We start from the raw sequence: 12871 nt of genomic DNA, 5'->3' as shown, positions 1-12871 counted from the left end.
CGCATATCAAGGCGCACCCCTGCTCGGCCCGGCACAATGATGGCACCTTGCCAACAATGTTTCCGCTCAATCAGAGAAGACCTTCCATGGGTGCCTGGCTTAGCAATATCTCCCTGAAATACAAGTTCTGGGCCGTCAATGCGGTGGCCTTTGTCACAACCCTGTTCCTGGTGCTGTATGCCGTGCACTTGGAGCAGCAGGCCCGGGCGCAGGAAGCCCAGGCCAAGGCCCAGTCCGAGGCGCAGTTGCTGGCGGCCTGGCCGACGGGCCAGGCCCTGCCGCACAACCCGTTGTGGCTGCAGTACGCCCCGGGCCAGGTGCCCGCCTTTGCCGATGAAAATCTCGAAGCCCTGGCCAGCGCCCAGGGTTGGGTCGAATTGCACGGTCTGGCCCTGACCGGCACCGATCCACTGAGCGGCGCTCAGGTGATCAGCCGCGACGGCCAGCAAATTGCCGTGCTCGCCCCCTCCCCAAGCCTGCTGCAGGTGTTTACCGACCGCTTCACCAACTACGCGGTCTGCGTGCTGATCCTGATGCTGGCAATGCTCTGCGCCTCGCAGTTGCTGATCCGTTTCCTGCTCAGCCAGCTCAACACCCTCAAGGACGTGATGCTGCATGTCGAAAAGACCGGTGACCTCTCAGCCCGGGTGCCCTTGTCCTGTGGTGATGAAGTCGGGCAGATGGCCAGTGCCTTCAACGCCATGCAGACCACCTATCACCGCGTGGTCAACACCGTGGCGCGTACTGCCGCCCAGCTCGACTCCGGTGCCGCGCGCCTGGCGGCGAGCATGAATGACGTGCGCCACGGCATGCTCGGCCAGCAGAGCGAAACCGATCAGGCCGCCACCGCCATCAACGAGATGTCGGCCACGGTCTATCACATCGCCCAGCATGCCGGTGCCACCCGCGACCTGTCACAGACCGCCGACAGCCTGGCCGGCAGCGGCCAGGAAGTGGTCAGCCGCGTGCAGACCTCGATTTCCGGATTGTCCAGCGGCGTGCAACAGACCGCCGAAATGATTCGCCAACTGGCTGAAGACAGCCAGAAGATCAACGGCGTGGTCGGCGTGATCCATAGCATTGCCGAGCAGACCAACCTGCTGGCACTCAACGCCGCCATCGAAGCCGCCCGTGCTGGCGATCTGGGTCGTGGCTTTGCCGTCGTCGCCGATGAAGTACGCAACCTGGCCAAGCGTGTGCAGGCTTCCACCGATGAAATCACCACCATGGTCTCGGCCCTGCAGGCAGGTACCCGCGATGCAGTGGACTTCATGCAGGAGAGCTCGTTCAAAGCTGACGATTGCGTCCAGCAGGCCCAGGAAGCCGGGGCCGCCCTGGCCGAGATCACCAGTGCGGTCGCGCAGATGCGCGAAAGCAATACCCAGATTGCCGTCGCTGCCGAGCAGCAAAGCCAGGTGGCCGAAGAAATGAACCGGGCGGTGGTGAGTATTCGCGACGTCACCGAAGAGACCGTGCAGCAGACCGTCGACTCGGCCACCACCAGCAGCGAACTGGCCACCCTGGCCGGTGAACTGAGCAAGGCCATCGGCCAACTCAAGCTATAACCCCGATAGCCGGCGCTCATTGGCCCCCTGACGGGGGCCGCACTATTCTTCAGACATAGCCCTGAGGAATGACCCATGAGCAAACGCCTGCCCAACCTGCACGCCTGGCAATGGCGTGGCTACCACCACAATCACCGCAACCCGACCAACCTGGTGTTGCACCTGATCGCTGTGCCGCTGTTCATCCTCGGCGCGCTACTGGTGCTATCCGGATTGTTCTCGCTGGACCTGGGGCAACTGGCCGTCGGCATCATCGCCCTGATCGCAGGCCTTGGCCTGCAGCGTCAGGGCCATCGCCTGGAAGCCGAACAACCGGAACCCTTCAGCGACCGCAAGGACGCCATCGGCCGGTTGCTGGTGGAGCAGTTCATCACCTTTCCGCGCTTTGTGCTCAGTGGCGCCTGGTGGCGCGCCTGGCGCAACCGCCATCGTCACTAGGCGAACACGGTTACCGTTTGCCGGCTGATCGCCAGCAACTCACCTGAAGCCGTCCACAGGGCGGCCGCCGCGTGCCCGTAGCCATCGCGGGCATACTCGGTCTGCACGCAGTACCTGCACCAGTCCTGGGTGGTCAGGCTCGCCACCGGCTGAATGAATTCGATGGTCCAGGTCAGGGTGCTACCGGCCGCAGGTTTGTTCAGGTGCGGCAACAAGCTGGGTGGCCAGGCATCGACCAGCGCCAGCAGGTGCGCTTCACTCAGGGTTTCATCACCACCTTCGTCACGCAAGCGGACCCAACCGCCCATGCTGCGCGAGCGATTGTTGCTGAACGGAATCCCGCCGATCGCCCAGCGCAGGGACACATGCTGCATGAATTCAGGGGTCACGCCCTTGATATAGGGGAGCTCGCTAGCCGCCGCAGCCTCAAGGCTGCTCATCTCCACAGCAGGCAACGCCGGGATGTCGACCACTGAATCGCGGCCGCCACCGAAGCTGCCCTGTATCAGGGTCACTACCTGGCCATTTTGCACCGCGCGGCCCAACAAGGAACTGACCGCTTTGCCCTCGCGCAGCAGCTCCACTTCAAAACTGATCGGCACCTCGGGTTCGGCCGGGCCAACGAAGGTGATCGCCAGGGAACGCACCGGACGGCCGGGCGAGGTCTTGGTCAGCATGGTTTCATAGAGCAGGGCCGCCATCAGGCCACCGAAGCAGGCGCGCCCTTGCGCCCAGTTGGCAGGAATGGTCACCGCCTGGGGATGCAGGTGGACCGTCTTGAGCAATTGCGAGAAATTCATGCCGACCTCATCCGTGGGAAAAGGCCGATCTTAACCAGCAGAGGCGCCAGCGGCAGCCCGCATTTGCGCCATATCAGCGGCCTATCGCTGCAGCAGCAACGTTTGCAGGCGCTCCAGGGTGACATCGGCACGCTGTTCAGCGTCCTGCAATTGCGTTTGCCAATACTCGACACAAGGCGCCAGGTCGCGCTGTTGCTCGGCTTGCAGCAACCACTGCAGCAGGTCGTGCCAACTGCCCAGGTCGCTTTGCGACTGCTTGAGCAAGCGCTGCAAGCGGCGCCCGGCGTGCTCCAGTTGCGGGTAGGCCTCAGCCGCATAACGCACGCGCTTGATCAGCAAGCGCAGACGATGACGGTCATGGGCCGCATCCTGTAGCGCTTCGCGCAACTTCGTCCATTGCTTTTCCAGACGCTTGTCGATGCGCTTGTGCAATTTACGGATCAGGCCTTCACGTTCAGCGGCCCGCAGGAAAATCGGAAAGGCATCGACAATCGCCAGCAGCCGGCCCAGCTCGGCACTCTCGGCAACGCTGGCGAAGGTTTCCCGGCGATGCGCCAGGCGCACCTGCGCTGCCGCCACTTGATTGCGCTCGAGCAACTGCGCTGCCAGCACCTCGCGGTCACGCAGCGGCGTAGTCAGATTGCCCAGCGCTTGTGCTGCGCCCTCCAGTTGCTCGACGCCGGGCAACTCACGCAGCGGGCGCAACAAGCTGCGCAAGCGCCGTGTGGCAATCCGCAGGTCATGCAGCGCCTCGCTGTCGGTGTCAGCCGCCAGCCGCGCCTGGCAACCGAGCAGGCGCACCTGCAGGGCCAGTACCTGGGCAATCACATGGTCGAGCATGGCCGACATGGTGTTCTCCTGTATCAGCGACCGGCACGCGATTCACGAATGTAGAAACGCGCTTTTTCAGCTTTGCTGCTGCACCCTTCGAACGCTTCGAACTGCTGCTGGGTCTTGGCCCCGGTCAACAACGACAGCGCCTTGGAGTAGCTGACCGTACCGGCGAAGCCTTCAGCCTTGGCCAGATCGAGCTCCTTCCAGGCCGAGTCCAGCTGATTGGCACAACTGTCGCGATAGGCTGTCTTGCCAGCACAACCGGTCAACGCCAGAGCAATCAGGGGCAGGCAGATCCAGGCTTTCATCGGTGTTCCCTCAAAAGAAAAGTACAAAGTGGCGTGTTCGACGGCTACAAAGAAGAAAAGTGCCCTGCAAAGCGTAGCGCAGCGCGCATGACGATTGAAGCACAGACGCGAATGGGCGCATTGTTAGACCATCGACTCAGGACAACCGGGAGCCATCATGAGTAAACGCGTGGCATTGGTACTGGGCTCGGGCGGAGCTCGCGGGTATGCGCACATTGGGGTGATCGAAGAACTGGAACGCCGCGGCTATGACATCGCCTGTATCGCCGGTTGTTCCATGGGCGCGGTGATTGGCGGCATCTATGCCGCCGGCAAGCTTGAGGAGTATCGCAACTGGATCGAGAGCCTGGATTACCTGGATGTGCTGCGCCTGGTCGATGTGAGTTTTCGTCTGGGGGCCATTCGCGGCGAGAAGGTGTTCGGGCAGATTCGCAAGATCGTTGGCGACATCAACATCGAAGACTTGCGCATCCCCTACACGGCAGTGGCGGCCGACCTCACCAACCAGCAGGAAATCTGGTTCCAGGAAGGTTGCCTGCACCAGGCCATGCGCGCCTCGGCGGCCATTCCCAGCCTGTTCACCCCGGTGGTGCAAGGCAATCGCATGCTGGTTGACGGCGGCATTCTCAATCCCTTGCCGATCATCCCGGTGGTTTCCAGTCATTGCGATTTGATCATTGCCGTGAACCTCAACTCGACCAACCAGAAGCAGTATCAGCTGCCGGTGATCGAACGCCCGGCAGCCTTCAGGCTGCGTTTTGACAACCTGATCAGTTCGCTGGGCTCGCACCTGCCGTTCCGGCGCAAGCAGGCCGAACAGCTGATGCGTATCGAACAGGAACTCGCGCCACAGGCCGCGCAGATCCCCAACCCCTGGCTCAGCGACGCCGCCGACCCCGAAGCCCAGCAACCGGCCGCAGCGCCCGAGAGTGACGGCGCACCGAAGTCGGCGGCCGGCTCGTTCATCATCGATAACGTCGGCCCCGCGTCACTGCTGGATTTGATCAACCAGAGTTTCGAGGTGATGCAGACCTCGCTGGCGCAGTACAAGATCGCTGGCTACCCGCCGGACGTGCTGATCAACGTCCCCAAGCGCGTGTGTCGTTTCTTCGAATTTTACAAAGCACCGGAGCTGATCGCCCTGGGCCGGGAGATTGCGCGCGATACCATGGAGAACTATGAGGCGGAGCGGCGCTGATTGTTTGAACGTGTGGGAGCAGCCTTAACCCTGCTCCGGCCCTACCAAGCGGTACCCCACCCCAGGTTCGGTGATGATAAAGCGTGGCGCCGTCGGGTCATCACCCAGCTTCTGCCGCACGTGAGCGACCACAATTCGCAAGTAATGAGTGTCATCGACATGCGTCGGCCCCCAGATGTCCTTGAGCAATTGCTGCTGGGTAATCACCCGCCCCGGGTACGTCGCCAGCTGCGCCAACAACGCATACTCCTTGCGGGTCAGCGCGATTTCGACACCGTCCAGGGTCACCTTGCGAAACGCCAGGTCTACGGTCAAAGGACCAAAGCTTGGCGCGACATCCGTTGCCGCAGCCTGAGGCGCCTGCCGCAGCAACGCACGCACCCGGGCAAGAAACTCCTGGATGCCGAACGGTTTGGTCACGTAGTCGTTGGCGCCGTTATCCAGGGCTTCGACTTTCTGGATTTCGCTGGCCCGCACCGACAACACCAGCACCGGCACCGGGCTCCATTCACGCAGCTCACGCAGCACCTGCTGCCCGTCCATGTCCGGCAGGCCAAGGTCGAGCACCACCAGGTCGGGCCGGGCCAGCGCAGCCTGGGTCAGGCCTTCGGCACCGCTGGCCGCCTCCACGACCTTATAGCCCTGGGAACTGAGGCTGATGCGCAGAAATTTGCGGATCTGTGGTTCATCATCGATGACCAGAAGGGTGGCAATCTGGCTCATGGCGCTTCGCTTTCGGGCTCGGGCTGGGTCGGAAGCGGCAAGCATAATGTGATGCAGGTGCCGTGACCATCGATACCCTCACCCACCAGAATATGTCCACCGTGTGCCCCGATCATGCCCTGACAGATTGCCAGGCCAAGACCGGTGCCCTGCCCGCCGCGATCACCGCGGGCGGCGGTGTAGAACATGTCGAAGATCTTCTCGCGATCAGCCGCAGGAATACCCGGGCCTTCATCGCTGACGGCAAAACGCAACTGTTCATCGCCAGCCGACACCCGCAACTGCAGGCGGCCGTTGACCGGCGAAAAGCGCGCGGCGTTCTCCAGTACATTGACCAGCGCCTGCTCGATCAAGGCGGCATGCACGAACAGCAGCGGCAAACCGTCCGCCACTTCAGTGGACACCTGCAATGGCGCCAGCAGCACCCGCAAGCGGTTCAGCGCACTGCCGACAATATCGGTGGGCGCCACCCAGTCACGAGCCAGTTTCAGCCCACCGTGGCCCAGACGGGTCATGTCCAGCAGGTTCTGGATATAACGGTCCAGCCGCTCGGCTTCGTTGCGTGTGCCTTCAAGCAACTCCTGGCGGTCGGCCCGAGGGATTGCTTCACCCAAGGCCAGAAGGCTATCGATGCTGCCGCGCATGGCGGTCAAAGGCGTACGCAGGTCATGCGACACCGACGCCAGCAAAGCACTGCGCAGTTGCTCGGTTTCGCCATGCAGACGTGCCGCTTCCAGCTGTTCAGCCAGTCGCGCCCGGGCCAGGGCCTGGGCCAGCGGCTGACTGAGCGCCTTGAGCAGGCGCCGGCGCTGCGCAGTGAGGCTCTGGCCCTGGCGCGGACGTACGCCAAGCAGCGCCAGCGGCTGCTCTTCCACCGACAATGGCCACCACCACCAGCGGCCGTTGGGCAAGGTGTCACTGCCCAGGCCTGCGGCCTGATCGTGCTGCCAGGCCCAGTCGGCAGCGGCGCGCTCATTGTCGTTGAACTGTACGCTGGCAGCACTGGCAACCTGCAGGCGCCCTTCGACATCGCGCTCAAGCAGGCACACCTGCAAATCGTTCCAGCCATCCAGATGTTGTCCGGCCGCGTTGAATACCGCCTGACGGTCGGTGGCGGCGGTCAGCTTGCGTGACAGATCGAGCAACTGGTTGGTCTGTTCCTGAGTTTCGCGCAGCGCCTGCAACTGCCGACGCTGGCGTGCCGCGAGGTTGCCGGTGAGCGCCGCCATCAACAGGAAGAACAGCGACGTCAGCACATCCTCTTCACGCTGGATGCTGAAAGAGAAGTTCGGCGGGATGAACAGAAAGTCATAAGTCAGAAACGACATCGCCGCACAGGCCAGCGCCGGGCCCAGGCTGCTGCGCACGGCCACCAGCAAGACCGCGGCAAGAAACACCAGCGAGATGTTGGGCAAGGCCAGGACACCGGAAACGCCCCAGGAAATCCCCGCGGCAAGCACGGTGGCGACCAGCGCCAGCAGGTAGTGGCGCCAGACCCAGACCTTCTTCACCGCCGCACTCGGCAGCTCGGGCCGCTCGTCGCGGTCGAGCACGTTGATTTCCAGGCCATGGGCCTCGCGCAACAGCCGCGTGGCCACCCCGGCACCCAACAGTCGTCGGCGCAGGCGATCTCGGGACTGGCCGACCAACACCAGGTTGGCGCGACGTTCCAGGGCATGTTGGATCAGGGTGTTGGCCACTTCACCGGCGCGCAGCAACACCACTTCGCCGCCCAGACGCTCGGCCAGCTGCTGGGCTGCCTGCAGGCGCTGGCGGGCGGTCTCGTCTCGCAGTCTGCCGTTGTCGACATGCACCAGACTCCAGGGCAAATGCCGACGTTGCGCCACCCGGCTGGCATGGCGCACCAGGCGCTCGGCCTGGGCATCGCCATCCACCCCGACCAGCAAGCGCCCGCGCAAGGTGGGAGCGTCCTGACCCAGCTGGCGGTAACCATGCGCCAGGTCGGCATCGACCTGAGCCGCTGCGGTCTGCATGGCCAGCTCACGCAACGCAGTGAGGTTGGTCTGACTGAAGAAGGCGTCGATTGCCGCCCGCGCCTGCTCCGGTACATAAACCTTGCCTTCGCGCAAACGCTCGAGCAACTCGCGCGGCGGCAGGTCGATCAGCACCAGTTCGAAGGCTTCCTGCAGCACCCAGTCGGGCAGGGTTTCACGCACCTGCACGCCGGTGATGCCGCGTACCTGATCGTTGAGACTTTCCAAGTGCTGAACGTTGACCGTGGTGTAGACATCGATACCGGCAGCCAGCAGTTCCTGCACATCCTGCCAGCGTTTGGCGTGGCGACTGCCGGGGGCGTTGCTGTGGGCCAGCTCGTCGACCAGCGCCAGTTGCGGCGCGGCCTTGAGCAGGCCATCGAGGTCCATCTCTTCCAGCTGCACTCCGCGATAGTCCGAGCGCACCAGCGGTTGTTGCACCAGCCCGGCGAGCAAGGACTCGGTTTCGGCCCGGCCATGGGTTTCGACCACCGCCGCCAGCACCTGCACGCCCTGGCGCACCTGGGCATGGGCAGCCTGGAGCATGGCGTAGGTCTTGCCCACCCCGGGCGCTGCGCCCAAAAACACCTTGAGCCTGCCGCGCCCTTCGCGCGGCAGCCCGGCCAACAACGCATCGGCGCGTTCGGAATTGCTATCGCTCACTGCCTGTCCTTAATTCGAAGCCGGGGCCAGCCGCTCTAGCGCGGCGTTCAACACCAGTACATTGACCACCGGCGGACCAATCAATGGCTGCAGGGTGGACTGCTCGACCAGGGCTTGCAAGGTTTGCGTGCTCAGTTGCCGCGCCGCCGCCACCCGCGGCAGCTGATAGGCCACCGCGGCAGGCGACAAGTGCGGGTCCAGGCCACTGCCGGAGGTGGTCAGCAGGTCCAGCGGCACCGGCCCTTGCGCCTCGATATATTGCTGCGCGGCGCTGTCGCCAATGCGCTGGGCCAGCGCCGGGTTGCTCGGTGCCAGGTTGCTGGCACCGCTGGCGACGGTGGCATAGTCAGCCGCCGATGGCCGCGCGTGGAACCAGGCATCGCCCTTGAACGCCTGGGCGATCAGCCGCGAGCCGCGCACCTGGCCCTGGTCATCGCGCAGCAGGCTGCCGTTGGCTTGTTCGGGGAACGCTACCTGCGCCACCCCGGTGACCACCAGCGGGTACAGCGCACCGGTAATCAGGGTCATCAGCAGGATCAGGCTCACGGCCGGACGTAGATAAGTAGTCATGGTCATCTCCTTGGTCTCAGACCAGGTGCAAAGCGGTGAGCAGCATGTCGATCAGCTTGATCCCGGCGAACGGCACGATCAGCCCGCCCACGCCGTAGATCAGCAGGTTGCGACGCAGCAGGTGTGCAGCACTGGCGGCCTGCACCCGCACCCCGCGCAGTGCCAGCGGAATCAGCACGACGATGATCAGCGCGTTGAAGACGATGGCCGAGAGGATCGCGCTCTGCGGACTGCTCAGGTGCATGAGGTTGAGCACACCCAGTTGCGGGTAGATCGCCGCAAACAGCGCCGGGAGAATGGCGAAGTACTTGGCCACGTCGTTGGCAATCGAGAAGGTGGTCAAGGCGCCGCGGGTCACCAGCAGCTCCTTGCCGACCTGGACCACATCCAGCAGCTTGGTCGGGTCGCTGTCCAGATCGACCATGTTGGCCGCCTCGCGCGCCGCCTGGGTGCCGTCGTTCATGGCCATGCCGACATCGGCCTGGGCCAGCGCCGGGGCGTCGTTGGCACCGTCGCCGCACATGGCCACCAGGCGGCCGTCGTTCTGCTCCTGGCGAATGCGCGCCAGCTTCTTCTCCGGCGTGGCTTCGGCCAGCACGTCATCGACACCGGCTTCGGCGGCGATGGCCGCGGCAGTCAGCGGATTGTCGCCAGTGACCATCACGGTACGGATGCCCAGCTTGCGCAGCTCGGCAAAGCGCTCGCGAATCCCCGGTTTGACCACATCCTTGAGATGGATCACGCCCAGCAGTCTTTTGTCGACACAGACCAGCAAAGGGGTACCGCCGCTCTGGGCGATCTTGTCCACTTCGCGGGCCAGCGACGCCGGCATTTCCAGGCGCTGGATACCAACGAAGGCCAGCACGGAATCCACCGCACCCTTACGGAACCGACGCTGCTGGTAGTCAACGCCGGACAGGCGCGTCTCGGCACTGAAGGCCACGGGAGTCAGCTGATCGGAGCCCGGCTCGTCGAAGTCGTGCAGCTGGCGCAGGTACTCGACAATCGACTTGCCCTCGGCAGTGTCGTCAGCCAGCGACGCCAGCAAGGCGCCCTCGCCCAGCTCCTTGGAAGTCACACCGGGAGCGGCATGCAGGGCGCTGCAGCGACGGTTGCCGAAGGTGATGGTGCCGGTCTTGTCGAGCATCAGTACATGCACATCACCAGCGGCCTCCACCGCGCGGCCAGAGCGGGCAATTACGTTGAGGCGCACCAGGCGATCCATGCCGGCGATACCGATGGCCGACAGCAGGCCACCGATGGTGGTCGGGATCAGGGTGACCAACAGCGCCACCAGGAACACCAGCGGGATACTGCCACCAGCAAAGCGGGCGAACGGCTGCAGGGTCACCACGACCACCAGGAAGATCATGCTCAGGCCGATTAGCAGGATATCCAGGGCGATCTCGTTGGGCGTCTTCTGGCGCTTGGCGCCTTCAACCAGGGCGATCATGCGGTCCAGGGTCGATTCGCCGGGGTTGCTGGTGATGCGGATCAGCAACCAGTCGGAGACCAGCCGGGTATTGCCGGTCACCGCCGAGCGATCGCCACCGGACTCTCGGATCACCGGCGCGGATTCACCGGTAATCGCCGCTTCGTTGACCGCGGCAATGCCTTCGAGCACTTCGCCGTCACCGGGGATCATCTCCCCCGCCAGCACCTTGACCACATCGTCCTTGCGCAGGCTGGTCGCCGGCACTGTTTCAAAACTGCCCGAAGCGTTGCGACGCCGCGCGCTGAGGCCCTGGCTACCGGCCTTGAGGCTGTCGGCGCGGGCTTTACCACGGCCTTCGGCGAGCGCCTCGGCAAAGTTGGCGAACAGCACGGTGAACCACAGCCACAGGGCAATCTGCACCGCCACGGCAGTCGGCACAGCGCTGTCGGGCACCAGGCACAACAAGGTGGTGAACACTGCGGTCAGCTCGACCACCAGCATCACCGGTGAGCGTTTGAGCTGACGCGGGTCGAGTTTGACGAACGCCTGCAGCAGCGCCGGGCGCCACAGCGCGGCAAAGGTGGTGCGTGCCGCCGGGGCCGGGGCCGCTTTCACTTCAGGAATCGGCATATTCATGATTCGCTCCTCAGAAACCCAGGCTCAGGTGTTCGGTGATCGGGCCCAGGGCCAGGGCCGGCAGGAAGGTCAAGCCACCGATCAATAGAATGGTGACAACCAGCAAGGTGGCGAATAACGGGCCATGGGTCGGGAAGCTGTTCTCGCCCAGCGGCGCAGCCTTCTTCAGTGCCAGACTGCCGGCCAGGGCCAACACCGGCAGAATGTAGCCGAAGCGGCCGATCAACATGCCCAAACCGAGCATCAGGTTGTGGAAGGTGGTGTTGGCGCCGAAACCGGCAAAGGCGGAACCGTTGTTGGCACTGGCCGAAGTGTAGGCATAGAGCACCTGGCTGAAGCCATGGGCACCGGGGTTGGTGACCGCGGCTGCCGGGCCGGGCAAGCTGGCCGCCAGAGCGCTGAGAATCAGCACGCCGACCGGCATCACCAGCAGGCTCGCCACCAACAGTTGCACTTCCCGCGCCTGGAGTTTCTTGCCCAGGTACTCCGGCGTGCGGCCAATCATCAGGCCCGCCAGGAACACCGCAATCAGGACGTTGAGCAACATCCCGTAGAGCCCGGCACCGACGCCGCCGAAGATCACCTCGCCAACCATCATGTTGACCAGCGCGACCATGCCGCTGATGGGGTTGAGGCTGTCGTGCATGTTGTTGACCGAGCCGTTGGAGGCGGCGGTGGTGGTCACCGTCCAGAGTACGCTGGCGGTGGTGCCGAAGCGGTTCTCCTTGCCTTCCAGGGGGGCGCGCTGTTCGACCTGCGGGTTGTTCAGGCTTGGGTTGGCCTGGTATTCCGACCACAACGCCGTACCGCCACCGATCAGGAACAGCGCCAGCATGCAGGCGATGATCGCCCGGCTCTGACGCAGGTCTTTGACGTAGTGACCGAAGGTAAACACCAGGGCCGCCGGAATCAGAATGATCGAGGCCACCTCGAACAGATTGCTCCAGGCCGTCGGGTTCTCGAACGGGTGCGCCGAGTTGACCCCGAAGAAGCCGCCGCCATTGGTGCCCAGTTGCTTGATGGCGATCTGGCTGGCCGCCGGGCCCAGCGGAATGGTCTGGTCAGCCCCTTGCAGGGTCAGGGCCTGGACGTAATGGCCGAACGTCTGTGGCACGCCCTGCCAGACCAGCAACAAGGCCAGCAGCAGGCACAGCGGCAGCAAGCCGTAGAGGGTGGCGCGGGTCATGTCGACCCAGAAATTGCCCAGGGTGCTGGCAGAGCGCCGGGCAATACCGCGGCACAGCGCGACCAGCACGGCAAGACCGGTGGCAGCGCTGACAAAGTTCTGCACCGTCAGCCCGATCATCTGGCTCAGGTAGCTGACCGACGCTTCACCGCTGTAGGCCTGCCAGTTGGTGTTGGTGACGAAACTCACCGCCGTATTGAACGCCAGCGACCACTCCTGACCTGGCAGGTGCTGCGGGTTGAGCGGCAGGTACCCCTGCAGGAGCAATACGCCAAACACCAGCACGAAACCGGCCAGGTTGAAGGCCAGCAAGGCCAGGGTGTATTGCTTCCAGTTGTGCTCGGCCCCGGCATCGACGCCTGAGAGCCGGTAGCAACCACGCTCCAGCGGCCCCAACAGCGGCGACAGCCAGGTGCGCTGGCCTTCCATCACCTTGTAATAGAAGCGCCCGAGCCAGGGCGCCGGGAGCAACACCAGCGCAAAGAACGCCAGCAGCAACGCATAATCGTAACTGTGCATGG

Annotated in this window: 11 protein-coding genes; 3 read left to right on the top strand and 8 right to left on the bottom strand. The window is 64.0% G+C overall.

What is annotated here, in order from left to right; all coding sequences use genetic code 11:
* Window positions 1-86: 86 nt before the first annotated feature.
* Together NPS47_RS18650 and NPS47_RS18645 are read left to right on the top strand one after the other, a co-directional pair.
* On the top strand, window positions 87-1565 hold the full coding sequence (locus NPS47_RS18650; RefSeq protein WP_274296274.1) for a methyl-accepting chemotaxis protein: 1479 nt from the start codon (window positions 87-89) through the stop codon (window positions 1563-1565).
* A 75-nt stretch (window positions 1566-1640) separates the two neighbouring features.
* Complete coding sequence (locus tag NPS47_RS18645; protein ID WP_274296273.1) at window positions 1641-2003, top strand: Mpo1-like protein; 363 nt, start codon at window positions 1641-1643, stop codon at window positions 2001-2003.
* Here the strand turns inward: NPS47_RS18645 and NPS47_RS18640 are convergent.
* The 3 genes from NPS47_RS18640 to NPS47_RS18630 form a co-directional block, all read right to left on the bottom strand.
* Entirely contained in the window at window positions 2000-2803 is an 804-nt protein-coding gene (locus NPS47_RS18640) for an acyl-CoA thioesterase (RefSeq protein WP_274296272.1), read from the bottom strand. The genes NPS47_RS18645 and NPS47_RS18640 overlap by 4 nt on opposite strands.
* Window positions 2804-2884: 81 nt before the next feature.
* Window positions 2885-3652, bottom strand: a complete 768-nt coding sequence (locus tag NPS47_RS18635; protein WP_274296271.1) for a CHAD domain-containing protein — start codon at window positions 3650-3652, stop codon at window positions 2885-2887.
* Between the two features lie 14 nt (window positions 3653-3666).
* A complete protein-coding gene (locus NPS47_RS18630; RefSeq protein WP_274296270.1) occupies window positions 3667-3945 on the bottom strand; it encodes a hypothetical protein in 279 nt (92 codons plus the stop codon).
* Window positions 3946-4102: 157 nt separating this feature from the next.
* Between NPS47_RS18630 and NPS47_RS18625 the strand changes: the two genes are divergently transcribed.
* Entirely contained in the window at window positions 4103-5143 is a 1041-nt protein-coding gene (locus NPS47_RS18625) for a patatin-like phospholipase family protein (protein ID WP_274296269.1), read from the top strand.
* A gap of 24 nt (window positions 5144-5167) precedes the next feature.
* Here the strand turns inward: NPS47_RS18625 and NPS47_RS18620 are convergent, their stop codons facing one another.
* Genes NPS47_RS18620 through kdpA form a run of 5 tightly spaced genes read right to left on the bottom strand, consistent with a single transcriptional unit; the run spans window position 5168 to window position 12869 of the window.
* Entirely contained in the window at window positions 5168-5866 is a 699-nt protein-coding gene (locus tag NPS47_RS18620) for a response regulator (protein WP_274296268.1), read from the bottom strand.
* The gene (locus NPS47_RS18615) at window positions 5863-8523 is read right to left on the bottom strand and encodes a sensor histidine kinase (protein ID WP_274296267.1); all 2661 of its coding nucleotides are present in this window, start codon (window positions 8521-8523) and stop codon (window positions 5863-5865) included. The genes NPS47_RS18620 and NPS47_RS18615 overlap by 4 nt, the downstream gene beginning before the upstream one ends.
* Before the next feature lie 9 nt (window positions 8524-8532).
* Window positions 8533-9093, bottom strand: coding sequence for a potassium-transporting ATPase subunit KdpC (gene kdpC, locus NPS47_RS18610; RefSeq protein WP_274296266.1), 561 nt, complete (start codon window positions 9091-9093; stop codon window positions 8533-8535).
* A gap of 16 nt (window positions 9094-9109) precedes the next feature.
* A complete protein-coding gene (gene kdpB / locus NPS47_RS18605) occupies window positions 9110-11164 on the bottom strand; it encodes a potassium-transporting ATPase subunit KdpB (RefSeq protein WP_274296265.1) in 2055 nt (684 codons plus the stop codon).
* Window positions 11165-11174: 10 nt separating this feature from the next.
* On the bottom strand, window positions 11175-12869 hold the full coding sequence (kdpA, locus tag NPS47_RS18600) for a potassium-transporting ATPase subunit KdpA (protein WP_274296264.1): 1695 nt from the start codon (window positions 12867-12869) through the stop codon (window positions 11175-11177).
* Window positions 12870-12871 lie beyond the last annotated feature (2 nt).

It is taken from the genome of Pseudomonas putida (assembly GCF_028682475.1).
GTDB lineage: Bacteria > Pseudomonadota > Gammaproteobacteria > Pseudomonadales > Pseudomonadaceae > Aquipseudomonas > Aquipseudomonas putida_AG.
Note: the sequence above shows the minus strand (reverse complement) of the source record. Positions and strands in the feature narration are given on the sequence as shown.